This is a genomic window from Pseudomonas sp. GM33 (genome assembly GCF_000282295.1).
Taxonomy (GTDB): Bacteria; Pseudomonadota; Gammaproteobacteria; order Pseudomonadales; family Pseudomonadaceae; genus Aquipseudomonas; species Aquipseudomonas laurylsulfatiphila.
The window spans coordinates 62,420-84,568 of record NZ_AKJO01000067.1 but is presented as its reverse complement, the minus strand read 5'-3'; the positions used below and the strand labels follow the sequence as shown (position 1 = coordinate 84,568).

18 protein-coding genes are annotated in these 22,149 nt (G+C 61.5%); 14 read left to right on the top strand and 4 right to left on the bottom strand.

Annotated elements, in window-relative coordinates:
* Window positions 1–14: 14 nt before the first annotated feature.
* The 13 genes from PMI26_RS20895 (at window position 15) to PMI26_RS20955 (ending at window position 15,802) form a co-directional block, all read left to right on the top strand.
* Window positions 15–1,184, top strand: coding sequence for an alginate biosynthesis protein Alg44 (locus PMI26_RS20895; protein WP_007972650.1), 1,170 nt, complete (start codon window positions 15–17; stop codon window positions 1,182–1,184).
* Between the two features lie 15 nt (window positions 1,185–1,199).
* Window positions 1,200–2,702, top strand: coding sequence for an alginate biosynthesis TPR repeat lipoprotein AlgK (gene algK / locus PMI26_RS20900; protein ID WP_007972648.1), 1,503 nt, complete (start codon window positions 1,200–1,202; stop codon window positions 2,700–2,702).
* Window positions 2,699–4,183, top strand: coding sequence for an alginate export family protein (locus PMI26_RS20905; protein WP_007972646.1), 1,485 nt, complete (start codon window positions 2,699–2,701; stop codon window positions 4,181–4,183). Before algK ends, PMI26_RS20905 begins: the two co-directional genes overlap by 4 nt.
* A gap of 26 nt (window positions 4,184–4,209) precedes the next feature.
* Window positions 4,210–5,787, top strand: a complete 1,578-nt coding sequence (gene algG / locus PMI26_RS20910; protein ID WP_007972644.1) for a mannuronan 5-epimerase AlgG — start codon at window positions 4,210–4,212, stop codon at window positions 5,785–5,787.
* Between the two features lie 10 nt (window positions 5,788–5,797).
* On the top strand, window positions 5,798–7,246 hold the full coding sequence (locus PMI26_RS20915) for an alginate O-acetyltransferase (RefSeq protein ID WP_007972642.1): 1,449 nt from the start codon (window positions 5,798–5,800) through the stop codon (window positions 7,244–7,246).
* Between the two features lie 8 nt (window positions 7,247–7,254).
* The gene (locus PMI26_RS20920) at window positions 7,255–8,379 is read left to right on the top strand and encodes a mannuronate-specific alginate lyase (protein ID WP_007972641.1); all 1,125 of its coding nucleotides are present in this window, start codon (window positions 7,255–7,257) and stop codon (window positions 8,377–8,379) included.
* Between the two features lie 209 nt (window positions 8,380–8,588).
* Entirely contained in the window at window positions 8,589–10,154 is a 1,566-nt protein-coding gene (locus PMI26_RS20925; RefSeq protein WP_007972639.1) for an MBOAT family O-acyltransferase, read from the top strand.
* An 11-nt stretch (window positions 10,155–10,165) separates the two neighbouring features.
* Window positions 10,166–11,341 carry an alginate O-acetyltransferase gene (locus tag PMI26_RS20930; RefSeq protein ID WP_007972637.1) on the top strand — a complete coding sequence of 392 codons (1,176 nt, stop codon included), beginning with the start codon at window positions 10,166–10,168 and terminating at the stop codon, window positions 11,339–11,341.
* Between the two features lie 14 nt (window positions 11,342–11,355).
* Window positions 11,356–12,012 carry an alginate O-acetyltransferase AlgF gene (locus PMI26_RS20935; RefSeq protein ID WP_007972635.1) on the top strand — a complete coding sequence of 219 codons (657 nt, stop codon included), beginning with the start codon at window positions 11,356–11,358 and terminating at the stop codon, window positions 12,010–12,012.
* Between the two features lie 212 nt (window positions 12,013–12,224).
* On the top strand, window positions 12,225–13,676 hold the full coding sequence (locus PMI26_RS20940; protein ID WP_007972633.1) for a mannose-1-phosphate guanylyltransferase/mannose-6-phosphate isomerase: 1,452 nt from the start codon (window positions 12,225–12,227) through the stop codon (window positions 13,674–13,676).
* A gap of 294 nt (window positions 13,677–13,970) precedes the next feature.
* Window positions 13,971–14,435, top strand: coding sequence for a hypothetical protein (locus tag PMI26_RS20945; RefSeq protein ID WP_007972632.1), 465 nt, complete (start codon window positions 13,971–13,973; stop codon window positions 14,433–14,435).
* Window positions 14,436–14,468: 33 nt separating this feature from the next.
* On the top strand, window positions 14,469–15,293 hold the full coding sequence (locus PMI26_RS20950) for an SDR family oxidoreductase (RefSeq protein WP_007972631.1): 825 nt from the start codon (window positions 14,469–14,471) through the stop codon (window positions 15,291–15,293).
* Window positions 15,294–15,412: 119 nt separating this feature from the next.
* The gene (locus PMI26_RS20955; protein WP_007972630.1) at window positions 15,413–15,802 is read left to right on the top strand and encodes a DUF4440 domain-containing protein; all 390 of its coding nucleotides are present in this window, start codon (window positions 15,413–15,415) and stop codon (window positions 15,800–15,802) included.
* Between the two features lie 121 nt (window positions 15,803–15,923).
* Here the strand turns inward: PMI26_RS20955 and PMI26_RS20960 are convergent, their stop codons facing one another.
* The 4 genes from PMI26_RS20960 to PMI26_RS20975 all read right to left on the bottom strand — a co-directional run bounded on the left by PMI26_RS20960 (window position 15,924) and on the right by PMI26_RS20975 (window position 20,832).
* The gene (locus PMI26_RS20960) at window positions 15,924–16,787 is read right to left on the bottom strand and encodes an efflux RND transporter periplasmic adaptor subunit (protein ID WP_007972629.1); all 864 of its coding nucleotides are present in this window, start codon (window positions 16,785–16,787) and stop codon (window positions 15,924–15,926) included.
* Window positions 16,788–16,811: 24 nt separating this feature from the next.
* Window positions 16,812–17,012 carry a DUF1656 domain-containing protein gene (locus tag PMI26_RS20965; RefSeq protein WP_007972628.1) on the bottom strand — a complete coding sequence of 67 codons (201 nt, stop codon included), beginning with the start codon at window positions 17,010–17,012 and terminating at the stop codon, window positions 16,812–16,814.
* Window positions 17,002–19,194: an FUSC family protein gene (locus tag PMI26_RS20970; RefSeq protein WP_007972627.1), complete on the bottom strand. Its 2,193-nt coding sequence runs from the start codon at window positions 19,192–19,194 to the stop codon at window positions 17,002–17,004. Before PMI26_RS20970 ends, PMI26_RS20965 begins: the two co-directional genes overlap by 11 nt.
* Window positions 19,195–19,332: 138 nt before the next feature.
* Entirely contained in the window at window positions 19,333–20,832 is a 1,500-nt protein-coding gene (locus PMI26_RS20975) for an efflux transporter outer membrane subunit (protein ID WP_007972626.1), read from the bottom strand.
* Window positions 20,833–21,173: 341 nt separating this feature from the next.
* Here PMI26_RS20975 and PMI26_RS20980 point away from each other — a divergent pair, with 341 nt between their 5' ends.
* A complete protein-coding gene (locus tag PMI26_RS20980) occupies window positions 21,174–22,142 on the top strand; it encodes a LysR family transcriptional regulator (protein WP_007972623.1) in 969 nt (322 codons plus the stop codon).
* Window positions 22,143–22,149 lie beyond the last annotated feature (7 nt).

Genomic DNA, 22,149 nt, shown 5'->3' with positions numbered 1-22,149 from the left:
AGGAAATCGCCCTTATGAATACCGCCGTCAACGCCAACGTAGTGCACGAATCCGAAGCCCAGCGCCAACACGCCCGCGTGAAAATCCCGGCCAAGTTGCGTTTCTTCGGCCCTGACCGGACGCCGGTCGAAGCCCGGGTGATCGACCTGTCCGCCGGTGGCCTGGCGTTCAACGCCGGTCAGTTGCCGCTGAAAACTGGCGATGTGTACAAGGCCCGCCTGCAGTTCGTCATCGACAACCTCGGCCTGGCCATGGACGTCGAGTTGCAGGTCCGCTCCTTCGACCGCGAGACGGGACGCGCCGGCTGCCAGTTCCAGAACCTGGAACCACGGGACATCTCGACCCTGCGCCACCTGATCACTTCGCACCTGGCTGGCGACATCGTCAGCGTGGGTGAAATGCTGGCGACCCTGCAGCGCGACAACTTCACCAAGGCGCGCAAGATGAAGGACGGCGGCCACGGCATGACCGCCTTCGGACGCCTGAAAGCCGTGACCTTCAGCCTGGGGGTCTTTGTGGTGGGTGTTGCCGCCTTCGGCTTCGTTTTCAAATCGGTGTATGGCATGTACTTCGTCAGTCACGCCCAGGCCGGTCTGGTCAGCGTGCCGGGCGTGAACATCACCATGCCCCGCGACGGTACCGTACAGAGCCTGGTGAAAGCCGACGGCGTGGCCGCCAAAGGCGCACCGCTGGCGACCTTCAGCACCAGCATGCTCGACGTGCTCAAGGGCCATCTGGACGAAGACCAACTGCAGCCGGCCAAGGTTGAAGAACTGTTCGGCAAGCAGATGACCGGCACCCTGACCTCGCCTTGCGATTGCACCGTGGCCCAGCAAATGGTCGCCAACGGTCAGTACGCCAGCAAGGGCGACGTGATCTTCCAACTGGTCCCGCGCAACAGCGAAGCCAATGTTGAAGCGCGCTTCTCCTATCGCCAGTTCGGCGACGTACGCCCGGGTACTTCGGTGCGCTTCCAGATCGCCGGCGAGGACAAGAGCCGCACCGGCAAGATCGTCAGCAGCACCAGCCTGAAAAGCGCCGACCTGTCGTCGGACATCCGCGTGCTGATCCAGCCGGACGAAACCCTGGACAGCTCCCTCGCCGGCCGCCCGGTGGAAGTGAACAGCGACCGTGGCCCGAACCTGAACTGGCTGATCGACAAAGCCATGGCTGTCGGTCTTTAAGTCGAGGACATGCCTGTGACTACTCCAACCCTCAACACGCCGCCGACCCTGTGGGAGCGAGCTTGCTCGCGATGGGATCGACGCGGTTTGTCTGATGCACCGAGCCAGCCGCATCGCGAGCAAGCTCGCTCCCACAGGGGATTTGCGTTCTGTTCGCTAGCCCTGGCAGTCAGCCTCAGCGGTTGCGCCGGCCTCCCCGACCAGCGCCTGGCCAACGAAGCGCTCAAGCGCGGCGATACCGCCACCGCTGCGGCGAACTACCGGCAACTGGCAGACCTGGGCTACAGCGAAGCACAGGTCGGCCTGGCCGATATCCAGGTCGACAGCCATGACCCGGCGCAGATGAAACAGGCCGAGGCGACTTACCGCGCCGCGGCCAGCGTTTCGCCGCGCGCCCAGGCACGCCTCGGTCGCCTGCTGGTGGCCAAGCCCGGTTCCACCGAAGCCGAGCAGCACGAAGCCGAAACCCTGTTGAAAAAAGCCGCCGCCGCAGGCGAAGGCAACACGCTGATTCCGCTGGCGATGCTGTACCTGCAATACCCGCACAGCTTTCCCAACGTGAATGCCCAACAGCAGATCAGCCAATGGCGTGCCGAGAACAAGCCGGAAGCCGGCTTGGCGCAAGTGCTGCTCTATCGCACCCAGGGCACCTACGACCAGCATCTGGATGACGTGGAGAAGATCTGCAAGGCCGCGCTCAACACCAGCGACATCTGCTACGTAGAACTGGCCACGGTCTACCAGAAACAGGCCAAGCCAGAACAACAGGCCGAGCTGATCAAACAGATGCAAGCGGCTCACGCTCGCGGCAGCGTTTCGGCGCAGCGCGTCGACAGCGTCGCCCGTGTGCTCGCCGATGCGACCCTGGGCAAGACCGACGAGAAGACCGCGCAATCGCTGCTCGAACCGATCGCCCCGGGCTACCCGGCATCGTGGGTCACCCTCGCGCAGTTGATCTACGACTTCCCGGAACTCGGCGACGTCGACCAGATGATGAAGTACCTGGACAACGGCCGCGCCGCCGACCAGCCACGCGCCGAACTGTTGCTGGGCAAACTCTACTTCGAAGGCAAACTGGTGCCCGCCGACGCCAAGGTCGCCGAGGAGCATTTCCAGAAAGCCGTCGGCCGTGAAGTCGCCGCCGATTACTACCTCGGCCAGATCTATCGCCGTGGCTACCTGGGCAAGGTCTATCCGCAGAAGGCTCTCGACCATCTGTTGACCGCTGCGCGCAACGGCCAGAACAGCGCCGACTTCGCCATCGCCCAACTGTTTTCCCAAGGCAAGGGCACCAAGCCTGATCCGCTGAACGCCTACGTCTTCAGCCAACTGGCCCTGGCCCAGAACACGCCGCAGGCCACCGAGCTTGCGCAAACAATCCAAACGCAATTGCCGCCCGACCGGCTGGCCGAAGCCCAACGCCTGTTGAAACAAGAACAGGCCGTGCGCGGTGCCCTGAGCCCGAACACGCCGGAACTGCATACCCTGCAAGAAGAAGTCAGCGAGGAAACCCAATGAAGTTGAATCCATTCATGAAGGCCGGCATCGGCCTGACATTCGCGCTGATCTGGTCTTGCCCGACGCTTGCTGCGATGACTGAAGAAACCAAGAACTTCGGCCTGGACATGAAGATCACCGGCCAGTCCGAAGACGACCGAGACCTCGGCACCCAGCGCGGCGGCGACGTCAACGGCGTCGGCCTCGACCTGCGCCCGTGGGTGTATGGCGAAAGCGGCGCGTGGAGCGCTTACGCCATGGGTCAGGCGGTGACGTCCACCGACATCATCGAGACCGACACACTGCAAGAGTCCGAAGGCACCGAGAACACCAGCAACAATGACCGCCAGACCAAGAAGAACTACCTGGCGATGCGCGAATTCTGGGTCGGCTACAGCGGTTTCACGCCCTACCCCGGCGAGATCCTGAAACTCGGTCGTCAGCGTCTGCACAACGACGACGGTCAATGGCGCGATACCAACATCGAAGCCCTGAACTGGACCTTCGACACCACCTTGTTGCGCGCCAACGCGGGTATCGCCGAGCGCTTCAGCGAGTACCGCACTGACCTGAAAGAACTGTCCCCCAAGGACAAGGATCGCCTGCACGCCTACGCCGATGCCGAATACCAATGGACACCGGGTCACTGGGCCGGCATTCGCGGTCACCACACTCACGATGACGGCAAGCTCGACTATCCGGAACCGGGCGTACCTTCCGATTCGCTGGACAAAAAACAGAATGGCGACATCAGCTGGCTGGGCTTGCAGGCCAACAGCGATGCCTACAACTGGCGCAACACCAATACCTTCAACTACTGGGGCAGCATCACCGGCATGAGTGGCGACCGCGACACGGTCAACCCGCTGAACGCTGATGGCACCGCTCCCGCACAACCCAAGAGCAGCGGCAACGTCGATGGCTGGGCCACCGACCTGGGCGTGCGCCTGCGCCTCGATCCGCAATGGCAAGTCGGTGCGGCCTACGCCCGGGCCAGCGCCGATTACGAACAGAACGGCCTGGAAAGCAACCGCTCGAACTACACCGGTACACGTTCACGCGTGCACCGTTTCGGCGAAGCCTTCCGTGGCGAAATGAACAACATGCAATCGGCCACGCTGTTCGGTTCGTGGATGCTCAACGACGAATACGACGCCAGCCTGATCTACCACAAATTCTGGCGCGTCGACGGCAACAAGCCGATCACCAGCGACGGCATCGACGCCGTGCAGAACAACACCGACGACGTGACCGGCGCCGTGTTGTCCAGCACCTCCCTGCCGCTGAACGATGGCGAAAAAGACCTCGGCCAGGAAATGGATCTGGTCGTCACCAAGTACTTCAAGCAAGGCCTGTTGCCAGCGGCGTTGAGCCAGAAAATCGATGAACCTTCGGCCCTGGTGCGGTTCCGTGGCGGTGTGTTCAAGCCCGGCGACGCCTATGGCAAAGAAGTCGATTCGTACATGCATCGCGCGTTCATCGACGTGGTCTGGAAATTCTGATGCAGAGCGCGAAGGGAGTCCCCGACATGAACAGTGCCAAGAAAGGTTCCTTGACCTTGCTGGCCGGCGCGATGCTACTGGCAAGTGCGGCTGCCTTCGCGACTGTGGAGCCCGCTGCGCCCGCCAAGCCGGCCACTGTTGCCAAGGAACTGCAACAAGCCAAGACCTACACCGTCAGCAGCGCGCCGACCGCGCCGCTGGAACTGGCCAAGCCGACGCTGCCGGACGTCTCGGGCTACACCGCCGAGGCCATCGCGAAAAAAATCGTGCGCAGCAAGGTCGGCAAAGTCAGCGTGCGCCGGATGATGCAGGAAGACGCACTGAAGGACTTCATCGGCGGGGACAACAAGATGGCCGAATGGGTGGTGCGTCAGCACGGCATCCCGCAGGCGATCTTCGTCGACGACGGCTACATGAACCTCAAGGACGTGGCGAAGAAACTGCCGAAGTACGTCATCGAAACGTCACCGGGCGTGTACCTCGCCAGGCTGCCGATCGTGGTCGGTCGTCACGGCATCCTCGAAATCGACAAGCAGACCCAGGAACTGCGCTTGTCCCAGGAGGCTGGTGCGTTCCTGGTCAACGACGGCCAGTTGTTCGTGCGTGACACCAAAATCACTGGCTGGCGGGAGAAGGACAACGGTCCGGCGACGTTCAATTCGCCGAAGGAATTCCGTCCGTTCCTGCTGGCCTGGGGTGGTACCGAGACCTACATCGCCAACAGCAAGATTGCCAGCTTCGGCTACGCCAACAGTAAGTCCTACGGCGTGAGTATTTCCCAGTACACGCCGAACATGGCCAAGGTGCTCAAGCGTCCTGAGCCGACCGGCTGGATCGTCGGCTCCGAGTTCTCGGACATGTGGTACGGCTTCTACTGCTATGAGACCCGCGACTTCGTGGTCAAGGGCAACACCTACAAAGACAACATCGTCTACGGCATCGACCCGCACGACCGTTCCCACGGTCTGATCATTGCCGACAACACGGTGTACGGGACCAAGAAGAAGCACGGGATCATTATTTCCCGTGAGGTCAACGACAGCTTCATCTTCAACAACCGCAGCTACGACAACAAGTTGTCGGGCCTGGTGATCGACCGTAACAGCGTGAACAACCTGATTGCCCACAACGAGATCTACCAGAACCACACCGACGGCATCACCCTCTACGAGAGTGCCGACAACCTGCTGTGGGGCAATCGTGTGTTGAGCAACCGGCGCCACGGCATCCGCATTCGTAACAGCGTGAACATTCGCCTGTACGAAAACGTCGCCATGGCCAACGGCCTCACCGGCGTCTACGGCCATATCAAGGACCTGAGCAACACCGACCGTGACATCAAGCTCGACCCGTTCGACGCCCAGGTGTCGCTGATCGTGGTCGGCGGTGAGCTGGCGGCCAACGGCAGCGGCCCGCTGTCCATCGACTCGCCGCTGAGTGTCGAGTTGTATCGCGTGTCGATGCTCGCACCGACCAAGTCCAGCGGCATCAGCTTCACCGGCATCCTTGGCGAGCGCCAGGATGAAATTCTCGACCTGCTGGTGCGCCAGCAGAAAGCCGTGCTGATCGACCCCGTCGAACGCCAGACCGAAATGCGGGACTGAGGATAATCTTATGCACCCACACTTGATCAAATTACTCAGCCTGTCGGCCCTGACCGCCGGCATTCTCGCGGCCAGCACCGGCGCGCGTGCCGATGAAGTTCAAGCGCCCAAGTTCAGCGCCGAACCGTGCTGCAGCCTGTGCCCGGCCGCCCACGATGCGAAGAACTACACCACCCGTTATCAGCAGAACTTCACCACGCTGGTGCAGGCCCAGGGCGACTGGCTGTTCCGTACGCAGGAAGACTTGCGCACCGAATTCGACACCACGCCCGCCGGCTACAAACGCATGAAGCAACTGCACGATGCGTTCAAGAGCAAAGGCGTGGAGCTGGTTGTCGTGTACCAGCCGACCCGTGGTCTGGTGAACCGCAACAAGCTCAACCCGGCGGAGAAAGCCAGCTTCGACTTCGACAAGGCGCTGAGAAACTACAAGACCATGCTCGGCCGTTTCGCGCAGATGGGCTACGTCGTTCCGGACCTGTCGCCGCTGACCAACGAGTCGTTGCCAGACACCCTGCCCGCCCACGATTTCTACTTCCGTGGCGACCAGCACTGGACCCCGTACGGTGCCCAGCGCACGGCGAAAATCGTCGCCGAGAAGGTCAAGCAATTGCCTGAATTCGCCGACATTCCCAAGCGTGAATTCGAGACCAAAAAGTCGGGGCGCATGGGCAAGACCGGAACATTGCACAACATGGCCGGTCAACTCTGTGGTACCAGCTACGCGATCCAGTACATGGACCAGTTCACCACCGAGCCGAAGGGCGAAGCGGGCGATGGCGACCTGTTCGGCGATTCCGGCAACCCGCAAATCACCCTCGTGGGTACCTCCCACAGTGGCAAGAACTACAACTTCGCCGGTTTCCTCGAAGAGGCCATCGGCGCCGACATTCTCAACGTGGCGTTCCCCGGCGGCGGCCTGGAAGGTTCGATGCTGCAGTACCTGGGCAGCGACGAATTCCAGAAGAACCCGCCGAAGATTCTCATCTGGGAATTCTCGCCGCTGTACCGCCTCGACCAGGAAACCATCTACCGCCAGATGATGGCGCTGCTGGACAACGGTTGCGAAGGCAAGGATGCACAGATGTCCGGCAGCGCCACGCTCAAGCCGGGCAAAAACGAGTTGATGGTCAACAGCAAGAACATGGACCTGCGCAACAGCAGCCACCAGGTCGACATCCGCTTCGCCGACACCTCGGTGAAAACCCTGCAAGCCACCCTCTGGTACATGAACGGCCGCCACGAGGACATCAAGATCGACAAACCGGAAACCTCCGAGACTGACGGGCGTTTCGCTTTCGAGTTGCGCACGGACGAAGACTGGGCCTCGCAAAACCTGCTGGCCGTTGAAGTCCAGGGCCCCGAAGCCGGTGCCGCGCCTCAGAAAGTCGAAGCGAAAATTTGCAAACGCAACGTATTCCCGGGTGCCGAGCAGCGTACTGCTTCGGTCGGGCAATGAGGTCTGCCATGCGCAATCCGAAATTATCAACACTGTTGGCACCGACGCTCCTGAGCCTGGCGATGTTCGCCGGGGCCACGCAAGCGGCGGCGCCACTGCGTCCACCCCAGGGCTATTTTGCGCCTGTGGATAAATTCAAGACGGGCGACAAGAGCGAAGGCTGCGATGCGATGCCGACGCCTTACACCGGCTCTTTGCAATTTCGCAGCAAGTACGAAGGTTCGGACAAGGCCCGCGCGACCCTGAACGTGCAGTCGGAAAAAGCCTTCCGCGACAGCACCGCCGACATCACCAAGATCGAGCGCGGCACCAGCAAGCGCGTGATGCAGTTCATGCGTGACGGTCGCCCGGAACAACTGGAATGCACGCTCAACTGGTTGACCGCCTGGGCCCAGGCCGACGCGTTGATGTCCAAGGACTTCAACCACACCGGCAAGTCGATGCGCAAATGGGCCCTGGGCAGCATGGCTTCGGCCTATATCCGCCTGAAGTTTTCCGACTCCCACCCGCTGGCCACCCATCAACAGCAAGCGCAGTTGATCGAAGCCTGGTTCAGCAAGATGGCCGACCAGGTGGTCAGCGACTGGGACAACCTGCCGCTCGAGCAGACCAACAACCACTCGTACTGGGCCGCCTGGTCGGTGATGGCCACGTCCGTCGCCACCAACCGCCGCGACCTGTTCGACTGGGCGGTGAAGGAATACAAGGTCGGCGCCAACCAGATCGACGCCGACGGCTACCTGCCCAACGAACTCAAGCGTCAGCAACGGGCCCTGGCCTACCACAACTACGCCCTGCCGCCGCTGGCGATGATCGCCAGTTTCGCCCAGGTCAACGGAGTGGACTTGCGTCAGGAAAACAACGGCGCACTCAAACGCCTGGGCGACCGCGTGCTGTCCGGGGTGAAAGACCCGGATGAGTTCGAGAAAAAGAACGGCAAGGAACAGGACATGACCGACCTCAAAGAGGACATGAAGTTCGCCTGGCTCGAACCGTACTGCTCGCTCTACACCTGCTCGCCCGAGGTGCTGGCGAAGAAACACAAGATGCAACCGTTCAAGACCTTCCGCCTCGGCGGCGACCTGACCAAGGTCTACGACCCGGCCAATGAAAAGGGCAATAAGGGATCCTAGACCAGACACAACCCCCTGTAGGAGCTGCCGAAGGCTGCGATCTTTTGATCTTGCTTTTAAAGATCAAGATCAAAAGATCGCAGCCTTCGGCAGCTCCTACAGAGTCAGCGTCTGGTGTGAGTTTTTTGTGTGTTGCCCTCCAGGTTTTCTTGGGGGGTTTGGGGGGGCCGTTGGCCCTTGACTGTTGGTTCAAACAAGGAGAGATCGGGATGGTTTTTTCGTCCAACGTGTTCCTGTTTTTGTTCTTGCCGATCTTCCTCGGCTTGTACTACCTGAGCGGGCAACGCTATCGCAATCTGCTGCTGCTGATTGCCAGTTACGTGTTCTACGCCTGGTGGCGTGTGGACTTCCTCGCACTGTTCGCCGGCGTCACGCTGTGGAACTACTGGATCGGCCTGAAAGTCGGTGCCGCCGGGGTCAAGACCAAACCGGCGCAGCGCTGGCTGCTGCTCGGTGTGGCCGTCGACCTGTGCATCCTCGGCTACTTCAAGTACGCCAACTTCGGCGTCGACAGCATCAACGCGATGATGACGTCGGTGGGCCTGGAGCCTTTCATCCTGACCCACGTGCTGCTGCCGATCGGGATCTCGTTCTACGTCTTCGAGTCCATCAGCTACATCATCGACGTCTACCGTGGCGACACTCCGGCGACCCGCAACCTGATCGACTTCGCGGCGTTCGTGGCGATCTTCCCGCACTTGATCGCCGGTCCCGTGTTGCGTTTTCGCGACCTGGCCGACCAGTTCAACAACCGCACCCACACCCTCGACAAGTTCTCCGAGGGCTGCACGCGGTTCATGCAGGGTTTCATCAAGAAAGTCTTCATCGCCGACACCCTCGCGGTGGTGGCCGACCATTGCTTCGCCCTGCAAAACCCGACCACGGGCGATGCCTGGCTCGGCGCCCTGGCGTACACCGCACAGCTGTATTTCGACTTCTCCGGCTACAGCGACATGGCCATCGGCCTGGGCTTGATGATGGGTTTCCGCTTCATGGAAAACTTCAAGCAGCCGTATGTCAGCCAGTCGATCACCGAGTTCTGGCGGCGCTGGCACATCAGCCTGTCGACCTGGCTGCGTGACTATCTGTACATCACCCTGGGCGGCAACCGCAAAGGCACGCTGATGACCTATCGCAACCTGTTCCTGACCATGCTGCTCGGTGGTCTGTGGCACGGCGCGAACATCACCTACATCGTCTGGGGTGCATGGCACGGCATGTGGCTGGCGATTGAAAAAGCCATCGGCCTGAATACTTCGCCACGCAGCTTCAACCCGATCCGCTGGGTGCTGACCTTCCTGCTGGTGGTGATGGGCTGGGTGATCTTCCGTGCGGAAAACCTGCATGTCGCCGGGCGCATGTACGGCGCGATGTTCAGCTTCAGCGACTGGTCGCTGTCGGAACTCAACCAGGCCAGCCTCACCGGCCTGCAAGTGGCGACGCTGATCGTGGCCTACGTGACCCTGGCGTTTTTCGGCCTGCGCGACTTCTACACCAATCAGCCTCCGGTGAAGACCAAGCCAGCTGTGAACGTCGACACCGACGGCCCGGCCGCTGCGACACCGGGAACCATCAAGGCCGTGCCTGGGGATAACCCGGCGAGCATCCACCAGCCTGGCTACACCGTCGGCGTCGAAGCCCAGGTGCAACCGGCCTACTGGACCGCTGACTGGTCGCGCTACGTGATGCGTGCGCTGGTGCTGCTGCTGTTCATCGCCTCGATTCTCAAACTCTCGGCGCAAAGCTTCTCGCCGTTCCTTTACTTCCAGTTCTGAGGGATCTGACCATGACCCGCTCATTACGCATCTTCTACATCGCGCTGTTCCTGGTGACCCTGCTGGTGCTCGGTCTGTGGTCGGTGCGCAGTTTCTTCGGCTTCAGCACCAACGCCGATGCGACGGTGCTCAACGGTCGCTGGACCAAGGCCGTGGAAACCCACTACGACGACGAGTTCCCGATCAAGCGCCTGGGCACCAATCTATGGGCCGCGCTGGATTTCAAACTGTTCAACGAAGGTCGTCCGGGCGTGGTGCTCGGTCGCGACCAGTGGTTGTACAGCGATGAAGAATTCCACCCGGTGGTCAACGAAGAGCTGAACCTGCAAGGCAACTACGCGCTGGTCGAAGGCGTGCGCCAGACCTTGAAAGAGAAAGGCGTGCAACTGGTGATGGCAGTGGTGCCAGCCAAGGTGCGCCTGTACCCGGAACATCTGGGTGAGGTGAAACCGGCGAGCATCCACGCCAACCTCTACAAGGACTTCCACCAGCGCCTGGCCGCCGACCGGATTCCGGCCCCAGACCTGCTCGGCCCGCTGCAACAGGCCAAGCAGAACGGCCAGCAAGTGTTCCTGCGCACCGACACCCACTGGACCCCGGAAGGCGCCGAGATCGCCGCCAACCGACTGGCCAGGACCATTGCCGACAAGTACCCGCTGAGCGGCGAACCGCAGCGCTTCGTCACCGAACCGGCCGAAACCGTCACCCACAAGGGCGACCTGCGTCTGTTCCTGCCACTGGACCCGCTGTTCGAAAACCTGATGCCAAAACAGGAGCAATTGCAAAAGCGCAATACGGTCGCCGCTGAAGATCAGCCCGCCGGCGGCGACGCGCTGTTCGCCAACACCGAAGTGCCGGTAGCCCTGATCGGTACCAGCTACAGCGCCAACCCCAACTGGAACTTCGTCGGAGCGCTCAAGCAGGCGCTGCACAGCGACGTGGTCAATTACGCCGAAGACGGCCACGGCCCGATTCTGCCGATGCTCAGCTACCTGAAAAGCGATGCCTTCAAGAACAGCCCGCCACAGGTGCTGATCTGGGAGTTCCCTGAACGATATCTGCCTGTGAACAACGAAATCGGCGACGCCGACCCGCAGTGGGTCGCAGAGCTTAAACAAGCCGGCGCCCGCCAACAAAACGTAGCTGCAAACACTAAATCCGAGACGCCCGATCGGGCGCAAAACTGAAAGAGAGGTACACCATGACTTTCACTACAACTCCTCGTCGTCTCGCTAAAAGCTTTGCTCTGGTTGCCGGCCTCAGCGTGCTGTCGGTACAGGCTTTCGCCGCTGGCGACGCCGCCCTGTACGGCCCGACCGCACCGAAAGGCTCGACCTTCGTGCGTATCTACAACGCCAGCAACGCCGAAGTCAGCGCCACCGTCGGCAGCACCAACCTGAGCGATGTCGCGCCACTGTCGAGCAGTGACTTCAGCTTCATGCCGGGCGGCGACTACAGCGCCAAGGTCGGCAGCCAAAGCCTGCCGGTGAAACTGGCCGGCGACCACTATTACACCCTGGTCAACAACGCCAGCGGCGCACCGCAACTGATCGAAGAGCCGCCGTTCAAGAACAAGCAGAAGTCCCTGGTCCGCGTACAAAACCTCAGCGACAAGGCGCTGACCCTGAAAACCGCCGATGGCAAGACCGACGTGGTCCCGAACGTTGCGCCCAAGGGTCGCGGCGAACGTGAAATCAACCCGGTGAAAGTCAGCCTGGCGCTTTATGACGGCACCACCAAAGTCGGCGACGTGAAACCGGTCGCCCTGGAACGCGGTGAAGCCGCGGTGCTGTACGTCACCGGCAGCGGCAGCAGCCTGTCGCCGGTCTGGGTGAAACGCCCGGTGTCGACGCGCTAAACAATTTGCCTGACTGACGCATCCCCCTGTGGGAGCGGGCTTGCTCGCGAAAGCGGTCTGACATTCAACATCAATGTCGACTGATCCATCGCCTTCGCGAGCAAGCCCGCTCCCACAAAGTATCTAGGCGTCAATCGGGCTACGAAACAAAAACAAGAGTGAAACGACAGAACGCAGTAGCTCTAACCAATCGATATTCCAGGAGTAACAACATGATTCCAGTGATCTTGTCAGGTGGTAGTGGCTCACGTCTTTGGCCGCTTTCCCGCAAACAATTCCCTAAACAGTTCCTGGCCCTGACCGGCGAACACACCCTGTTCCAGCAAACCCTGGAACGCCTGGTGTTCGAAGGCATGGACACGCCCATCGTGGTCTGCAACAAGGACCACCGCTTCATCGTCAACGAGCAATTAGCGGCGCGCAAACTGGAATCCCAGCGCATCCTGATGGAGCCGTTCGGTCGCAACACCGCGCCGGCCGTGGCCCTGACCGCGATGATGCTGGTCAATGAAGGTCGCGACGAACTGATGCTGGTATTGCCGGCCGACCACGTCCTGGAAGACCAGAAAGCCCTGCAACGCGCCCTGGCCCTGGCCACAGTCGCTGCCGAAAACGGTGAAATGGTGCTGTTCGGCGTACCGGCGACCAAGCCGGAAACCGGTTATGGCTACATCAAGTCGACCAACGACTCGCTGCTGCCCGAAGGCGTCAGCCGCGTCTCGCACTTTGTCGAAAAACCCGACGTGAAGCGCGCCACCGAGTTCGTCCAGTCCGGCGGTTACTTCTGGAACAGCGGCATGTTCCTGTTCCGCGCCAGCCGCTTCCTCGAAGAGCTGAAAAAGCACGATCCGGACATCTACGACACCTGCCTGCTGACCCTGGAGCGCAGCCACCAGGACGCCGACACCATCACCCTCGACGAAGCCACCTTCGCCTGCTGCCCGGACAATTCCATCGACTACTCGGTGATGGAAAAAACCCAACGCGCCTGCGTCGTGCCGCTGACCGCCGGCTGGAGCGATGTCGGTTGCTGGTCGTCGCTGTGGGAAGTCAATGCAAAAGACGCCAACGGCAACGTCACCAAAGGCGACGTGGTGATCCAGGACAGCAAAAACTGCATGATCCACGGCAACGGCAAACTGGTGTCAGTGATCGGCCTGGAAAACATCGTCGTGGTCGAAACCAAGGACGCCATGATGATCGTCCACAAGGACAAGGTCCAAGGCGTGAAACAGATGGTCAACACCCTCAACGAACAGGGCCGCAGCGAAACCCAGAACCACTTAGAAGTCTACCGTCCGTGGGGCTCCTACGACTCGGTGGACATGGGCGGCCGCTTCCAGGTCAAGCACATCTCGGTCAAACCGGGCGCTTGCCTGTCGCTGCAGATGCATCACCACCGTGCTGAACACTGGATCGTGGTCAGCGGCACCGCCGAGGTGACCTGTGACGAGAACGTGTTCCTGCTGACCGAGAACCAGTCGACTTACATTCCGATTGCTTCGGTGCATCGCCTGCGTAACCCGGGGAAGATTCCGTTGGAGATCATTGAGGTTCAATCCGGCAGCTATCTGGGTGAAGACGATATCGAGCGGTTTGAAGATATCTACGGGCGCTCGACGCCGGTTGAGCGTGGGGTTGCGGTGAAGACGATCGCGCAGTAACGCTCAGTAAAACAAGAAGCCCTCGTCCAGCCTGCTGCGTTCCCTATCCGCAGCGGGTGGTTCGGGGGCTTTTTTTGTACTGGTTTTTTGTAGTGCCTCGACTGGCCTCTTCGCGGGCAAGCCCGCTCCCACAGTGGACCGGGTGGAACACAACATTCGTGAACAACCAAAAAACCTGTGGGAGAGGGCTTGCCCGCGAAGGGGCCCCCACAGTCACCGCGAAAATCTCTCCCATCGCCAATCGCACCTACGCTTAGGTAGGATGCACTTCTCTGCTCCCGAGGTTTGCGCGTCATGTTCATCGGCGTCCTGCTGGTCATCACCTGGCTGATCCTGTTGCTGCGCTATCCGGCCAAGGCCTTGCCCGTATCCGTGGCCGCCGCCGTGGGGCTGGGGATCGTCGCGACCTGGGTCATCTGGATGGACCACCGCGAACTCAAGCAACTGCAACGCCTGGAGTTGCGCATCAGCTATGCGCCCGAGCACTGCCCGGCCGACCGACCGCTGAAACTGACGATGAACAATGGCAATGACGTGCCGCTGACCGAGCTGCGCTGGCGGATTGCGGCCTATGCTCCGGGCGATACGGTGAACCTGGCCGACAACCAATACACCGCCCCGCGTTATCGCGGCCCCGGCGAATTGCAGGCCGGTGGCAACTGGGAAGATTGCTTGCCGCTGCCGCCGTTGCGCCCTGGCTACCGGCCGGAAACCCTGGAGTTTCGCGCCGAGCGATTGCAGGGTAGTTTTTCCGACTGATCCCTCCCCCATTTTTTGCACAAGGAATGCGCCATGCCCGTTGCGTTGATTACCGGTTGCTCCAGCGGCATTGGCCGTGCCCTTGCCGATGCGTTCAAGGTCGCCGGCTATGAAGTCTGGGCCAGTGCCCGCAGGGCCGAAGATGTCGCGGCACTCACCGCTGCGGGTTTCACCGCCGTGCAACTGGATGTCAACGATGCCGTGGCACTCGAAACCTTGAGCGAGCGAATCAACCAGCAAACCGGCGGCCTCGATGTGCTGATCAACAATGCGGGTTATGGCGCCATGGGGCCGTTGCTCGATGGCGGCGTACCGGCCATGCAGCGCCAGTTCGAGACCAATGTGTTCGCCATCGTCGGCGTTACCCGCGCCTTGTTCCCGGTGCTGCGTCGGGCCAAGGGGCTGGTGGTGAATATCGGTAGCGTGTCCGGCGTACTGGTGACGCCATTCGCCGGCGCCTACTGCGCTTCGAAAGCTGCCGTACATGCCTTGAGCGACGCTTTGCGCATGGAACTGGCGCCATTCGGCGTGCGGGTCTTGGAGGTGCAGCCGGGGGCCATCGCTTCCAGCTTCGCCAAGAATGCCGGGCACGAAGCCGAGCAACTGATCAGTGAACAATCGCCGTGGTTTCCGTTGCGTGAAGGCATACGCGCCCGGGCCAGGGCTTCCCAGGACAGGCCGACCCCGGCCAGTGAGTTTGCCGCCGGATTGCTCAAGGCCGTGCAGCAAGCCAAACCGCCACGGCTGATCCGCCTGGGCAATGGCAGCCGCGCGTTGCCGCTGATGGCCAGTTTGCTGCCCAAGGGTTTGCTCGAGTCCGGGCTGATGAAGCGGTTCGGGTTGCGTGGGCAGCTCTGAGACCGCGTCGCCGCTATCGCGAGCAGGCTCGCTCCCACATTTGAAATGCGTTCCCCTGTGGGAGCGAGCCTGCTCGCGATGGCGCCGGAACAGACACTGCAAATTTCAGGAATGAGTTGATGACCGACTACACCGAATACTTCGACGAAGTGATCCAGGCCCACGTGGCCATCGAACAATGGCTGGCCGAGGAACGCGACGCGTCCGATCTCGAAAAACTGCTGACGCGTTTTTCGCCGCAGTTCTCCATGGTCTCGCCGCTCGGTCGGGTGCTGGATTTTGACGCGCTGAACGAACTGTTCACGCTGGCGGGCGGCAAGAAACTCGGGGTCCGCATTGAGCTCAGCGAGTTGCGTGGCATTGCGTTATACGACGGTGGCGCAACCGTGAGCTACCGCGAGCAACAGACCGATGCGACCGGGTTGCACTCGGATCGTCGTTCCACGGTTGTGTTCGAGAAGTTAGATGACAGGATTCTTTGGCGGCATTTGCAAGAGACCTTCTGCTGAACACGACGACGATCAACTGTAGGAGCGAGCCTGCTCGCGATGGACGTCAACGATAACGCGTGCATTCTGAATAAACGCGGCGTGCTCTGGTTCATCGCGAGCAGGCTCGCTCCTACAAGGTTTAAGCACCCTCGCCTTGCTTCACCACCACCGTACAGGTAATCCCCGCCGCCAACACCACACCCTCCGGCACTTCATCAATGTGAATGCGCACCGGTACCCGTTGCGCCAGGCGTACCCAGTTGAAGGTCGGGTTGACGTCGGCGATCAGTTCGCGGCTCTCCGGGTTGTCGCGGTCGTAGATGCCGCGCGAGATACTTTCCACGTGGCCCTTGAGCACTTCGCCGCTCATCAGTTGCATGTCGGCCTTATCACCGACGCGTACGTGGGGCAGCTTGGTTTCTTCGAAGAAGCCGTAGACCCAGAACGAGTTCATGTCGACCACAGCCATTTTCGCCTCGCCGATGCGCGCGTAGTCGCCGCGATGCACGTTGAGGTTGGTCACGTAGCCGTCTACCGCGGCGCGCACTTCAGTGCGTTTGAGGTTGAGTTCGGCGGCTTCCAGTTGCGCCTGGGCCTGCTGGTAATCAGCCAGGGCCGAGTCGGCGAGGTTACTGGCGTCGTCGCGGTTTTCCCGGGAGATCACCAGGTTGTCCATATCGGCGCGACGATGGGCGTTGACCTTGCGCATCTCCCAGGTCGCCTTGCGCGATGCCACCAGACTCTGCGCTTGCTTGACCGCCAGACGGTAGTGCTCGGGGTCGATCTGCATCAGCAAATCGCCTTTTTTCACCAGCTGGTTGTCGCGCACCGGCACGTCCACCACTTCGCCGGTGACGTCGGCGGCAACGTTGATGATGTCGGCACGCACGCGGCCGTCACGGGTCCACGGCGTGTTCATGTAGTGCTCCCACAGGGAGCGGCCGATCCACAACGCGAGGGCCAGCACCAGCAGGGTCGCGAGCAGGCTGAAAAACTTTTTCATCGGGGCATTCTCAGTGATAGAGAGTCAACGGTAGACAGTCAGCGCCATGGCGCCGAACAGACAGGTAAACAAACTCAGACGCAGCAGCGCCGGGTGCCAGAAGAAGCGGTACAGGTCGAACCCGGACAGAAACCGGTCCAGCGCCCAGGCCAGGGCCGCCGCGATGAAAAACATCAGGGTCATGGTCGGCATGTACACGCCGTGGAAGGCGATTTCACGAGACATGTTCTAGTCCTTTTGGCTGGCTGCTTGTGAAGGCCGCGAGCGGTGATTGCGGATCGAGCAGCGAGGTGCGGATGAAGTGCAGGTAGCTCTTCACCCGGCGCAACGCCGAGGTATCGAAATGCGGGGCGAAAGGTTCGTCGGTGGACTGCACACGACTGATCGCGTGATCGACCGCGATCAGCGCGCGTTCGAGGTTGCTGCTGTTCGGTTGCAAAAACAGCCGCACCAGCGCACGCCCCATCACCCGGATCGCCTGGCGCCATGGCTGGGATTCGGCATAGGCCGGGTGCACCGGCAGAATCGCCTGTTCCTTGCGCAATTCGATGATCGCGTGGCCGACTTCCAGCACCACGAACATCCAGCGCAGCAAGTCCCGCTGCACCTGCGGTTGGCCCGCCGCGAAGCCGTAGGCCTGATGCACCAGGTCGCGGGTGCGGCTTTCGAAACTCGACGCCAGGCCCTTGAGCTTGCCGCTGATGGCGTATACCACCTGACCGCGCAGGTCCTGCTCCAGGCGACGCCACAACCAGCGGCTGTTGGGCGGCAGAATGATCGCCCCGGCCGCTGCGCACACCAGCATGCCCAGCACCATGGCGATGTAGTCGTTGATGAAGGTGTAGGGGTTGTAGACCGTGAGGTTGTCCGGCACTGAACCTGTGCTGAAGAAGATCAGCAAGCCCAGGCCGACGCCCACGTATTGCGGCCGCGAGGTGAGGAACGAGCCGAGTACGATCACCGGTGCGAGCATCACGCACAGCAACGGAAATCCGTCGATCCACGGAAAAATGAAAAACATCTCGACAAAGCCAATCAGCGCCCCGAGCAATGTCCCGCACGCCATCTGAAAGGCCATGCGCTTGGGGTTCGGGGTGGCGGCGGACAGGCCCACGGTCGCGGCGGCAATCAGGGTCATGGTCGCACCGCTCGGCCAGGCGGTTGCCACCCAAAAGCTGCCCAATACCACCAGAATGAATGCCGCGCGTATCCCCGATGCCGCCGCTGCCATCCAGTTGGTTTGCGGGGTGAACGGCTCGTCCCAGCGCTCCCGTTCGTGACTGTGATCAGCCAGCGACGCGTGGGTCTGTGCATAACTGTGCAAGTCGTCGACAAAGCGATAGAGCAGTTCGTAGGCGGTGTGGAAATCCAGTTGCCCGGCCTCGCTCGGGTTGTTCTGCTGGAACGTCGCCCGCAAACAGCGCACCCGCGCCGGCAACCCTTCCTTGTAGGCGCTCAGCACCGTGACCAGACGCGCTGCATCGGCGCTGGTCAGGGCACGCCCACTGAAGCCGTCGAGCAGCTCGGCGAGGTCCTGCAAGCCGGGTTTGATCGCCTCCACCACCTGGTCTGCCGCGCTGCTGCGCAGGCGTTCGAGCAACTGGTGCAAGGCGTTGAAGCGCGTGGTAATGCCCATGAATTCGCTGTTCAGGCGACTGAGCCGGCCATTGCGTCGACGCATGTGCGGGTCTTCGAAAACAGTGACGCTACGCAAACCTTCCAGACCCACGGCTTCGGCGATGAAACGCACGTTGCCGGCCTCGAACGCCTCGCGCTGACTGCGACCGCGCAAGCCGTCGGTGACGAACAGGGCGAACACGCCGAAGCGCTGGTACAAGGCATTGCGCATCGCCGCGCTGGCCGATTGCGGCAGGATCGCCGCACTGACCAGGGTCGAACAGAGAATGCCCAACGAGATCTCCAGCACTCGCCAGACCGCCGCCATGAACGCGCCATCCGGATGGGCCAGCGCGGGCAAGCCGACCATCGCGGCGGTGTACCCGGCGAGGACAAATCCATAGGCGCGAAAGTTGCGGCAGCGCGCGGCACCGGCCGTGCAGATACCGACCCAGATCGCCAGCGAACCGAGGAACAGCTCAGTGTTCTGCGCAAACAGGGCGATCAGCGCGACCATCACCGCCGACCCGGCCAGGGTGCCGAGAAACCGATAGAAACTCTTGGCGAACACCTGGCCGCTCTGCGGCTGCATGACGATGAACACGGTGATCATCGCCGTGCGCGGTTGCGGCAGCTCCAGGCGCATGGCCAGCCAAAGCGTCAGGAATGCCGCGAACAGCACCTTGAAGATGTAGACCCAGGTCACGCCATCGCTGCGTGCCCAGTCGAAGAAACCCCGGCGCCATTCAAGGGAGTACAGCCAGCGCAAGGGTGCGGGCAAGGGAGTCATCAAATCCTGCTCAATAAATTCCAGTGAAAACCGGAACCTGTGGGAGCGAGCCTGCTCGCGAAGAGGGAGTGTCAGGCAGCATAAATGTCGTCTGAAACTCCGCCTTCGCGAGCAAGCCCGCTCCCACAGGTTTTGTGTTCAACGCAAAAGGCTCGGGGTTTTCGGCACTTGAGTCTGTTCGGCATTCGGCACGTCGCTGCCGGCACCGAGACCACCGCCCAACGCCGTCACCAATTGCGCATGGGCACTCAATCGCGCTGCCTGGACCTGCTGCTGCACTTGCTGCTGCTTGAACAGCAGAGTCTGGGCGTTGAGCACGTTGAGGTAGTCGGTCAGGCCACGCTGGTAGGCGATCATCGCGATGTCGTAGGTCTTCTGCGCGGTGGCCACCGACTCGGCGGCGAACGCCTGCTGCTTGTCCATGGACTCGCGGCGGATCAACTGGTCGGAGATGTTTTTCAGGGCATTGACCAGCGTCTGGTTGTACTTGGCCACGGCGATGTCATACCCGGCCGAGGCTTCGCCCAACTCGGCACGCAAACGCCCGCCATCGAAAATCGGCAACGAAATCGCCGGACCCACGCTGTAGTTGAGCTTCTTGCCGGTCAGGAACTCCAGGGCCCCGCCGCCGGTGGCCATATAGCCGAGGCTGCCGACCAGGTCGACGTTGGGATAAAACCCGGCATGGGCGACATCGATGCCCCGCGCCTGCGCCGCCACTTGCCAGCGACTGGCGACCACGTCCGGGCGCTGGCCGAGCAATTGCGCCGGCAGCGACGACGGCAATTTCAGTGGCGCCCCCAGCGACAGCGTTGGCCGCTGCAGCTGCGCGCCGTCACCCGGACCCTTGCCGGCGAGGGCGGCGAGCTGGTTGCGACTCAAGGCGATTTCTTCGTCGAGGGCATCGAGCTGGCGATGGGTTTCCGGCAACGGCGTCTCGGCCTGGCTGACTTCGAAATGGGTGCCGATGCCGCCCTTCAAACGCTTCTGCGCCAGCTCAAGAATCTGCTGTTGCTGCCTCAAGGTCGCATCAACGATGTCCCGTTGCGCGTAATGCAGCGAGAGTTCGATGTAGACGCGCACGATGTTGTCCTGCAACTCGAGCTGGGCCTGTCGCGCTTCGGCGACGGTCATGTGCGCCATGTCCACGGCGCGCTCGGTGGCATTGCTTTCACGGCCCCAGAGGTCGAGGGCATAACTGAAACCCAGGGCCGCGTTGTTGTCCCAAGTGGTGCTGTTGGCCAGCTCGCCGGGGCCATAGAACGGGTCGGTAGGCCAGTTGTGGCGCTTGAGGGTGGACTCGCCATTGATCTGCAGCGACTCGGCTGCTTCGGCCACACCAGCCATGGACTTGGCCTGACGCACCCGCGCGGCGGCCATGGCCAGGCTCGGGCTGCCTTGCAGGGCGAGGTCGATCCAGCGGTTCAGTTGGGGGTCGCCATAGGCTTGCCACCATTGCGTGGTGGGCCAATTCGCATCTTGTGCGGCGCTCTGGATTGCTTCGTCGGTGGCCAGTGAATTGGCCTCCAGCGCCTCGCCCTGCGGGGTAATACCTCCGGTTCCGATGCAGCCGCTGATTGCCAGGGTTAAAGCCAAAAAACTGAGCGGCTTAAGCGCTCTGCTGATGCGACGCGGCACTGCTGCGATTTCCTGAAAATAGGGGGAGGCATGAGATTTTCTGGAAACCGGAGATCCGCTTTTGTGGGAGCGGGCTTGCTCGCGAAAGCGGTCTGTCAGTCAACATCTCTGTTGAATGTGATGCCCTCTTCGCGAGCAAGCCCGCTCCCACAGGTTGTGCGGTGGGTCCAGCTCCGGTTGCCCAGTTGCGCAATTCTAGGGGGCGGCCTGAATGGCGATAAGCTGGGATTCCTGTGAATCTTTGTTACCGTTAACGAGATAATCCGCAAGTCGATCTTTAGTCGCCTGTAAATAAACAGAAACTTCGTGTCACAATTTGTCATTCGACGAGAGAGCACCCCATGGACACTTTGCAAAACATGCGCGCCTTCAGTTACGTGGCCGAAGCCGGCAGCTTCACCGCCGCCGCCGTGCAACTGGACACCACCACGGCCAACGTCTCGCGCGCGGTCTCCAACCTGGAAGCCCACCTGCAAACCCGCCTGCTCAACCGAACGACCCGCCGCATCGCCCTGACCGAAGCCGGCAAGCGTTACCTGTTGCGCTGCGAACAGATCCTGGCCTACGTCGAAGAAGCCGAAGCCGAGGCCAGCGACGCCCACGCCCGCCCGGCCGGGCAACTGAAAGTGCACACCATGACCGGCATCGGCCAGCACTTCGTGATCGACGCCATTGCCCGCTACCGCAAGACCCACCCGGACGTAACCTTCGACCTGACCATGGCCAACCGCGTGCCGGACCTGCTCGACGAGGGTTACGACGTGTCCATCGTCCTCGCCCGCGAACTGCCGGATTCGGGTTTCGTCTCCCAGCGCCTGGGCATCACCTACAGCATCGTTTGCGCCTCGCCGGCCTACGTCAAAGCCAACGGCTGCGCACAGAAACCCAGCGACCTGCTCAACCACGCCTGCCTGCGCCTGGTCAGCCCGGTGATCCCGCTGGAAAAATGGGCCTTCGACGGTCCTGACGGCCAGGAAATGGTGACCATCAACAGCTCACCGTTTCTGGTGAATTCCGCCGACGCGATGAAATCCGCGATCATCAGCGGCATGGGCGTTGGCGTCCTGCCGCTGTACGCCGCCATTGAAGGCCTGCGCAACGGCACGCTGGTGCGGGTGATGCCCAAATACCGCTCGCAGGAACTGAACTTGTATGCGATCTACCCTTCGCGCCAGTACCTGGATGCGAAGATCAAGACCTGGGTCGAGTATTTGCGCGGATCGTTGCCGGAGTTGCTGGCAGCGCATCAGGCGGAACTGGCGGCTTATGAATTGAGCGGGAGTCTGGGTGGGGTCCGGGTGGCGAACTGAGCCACGG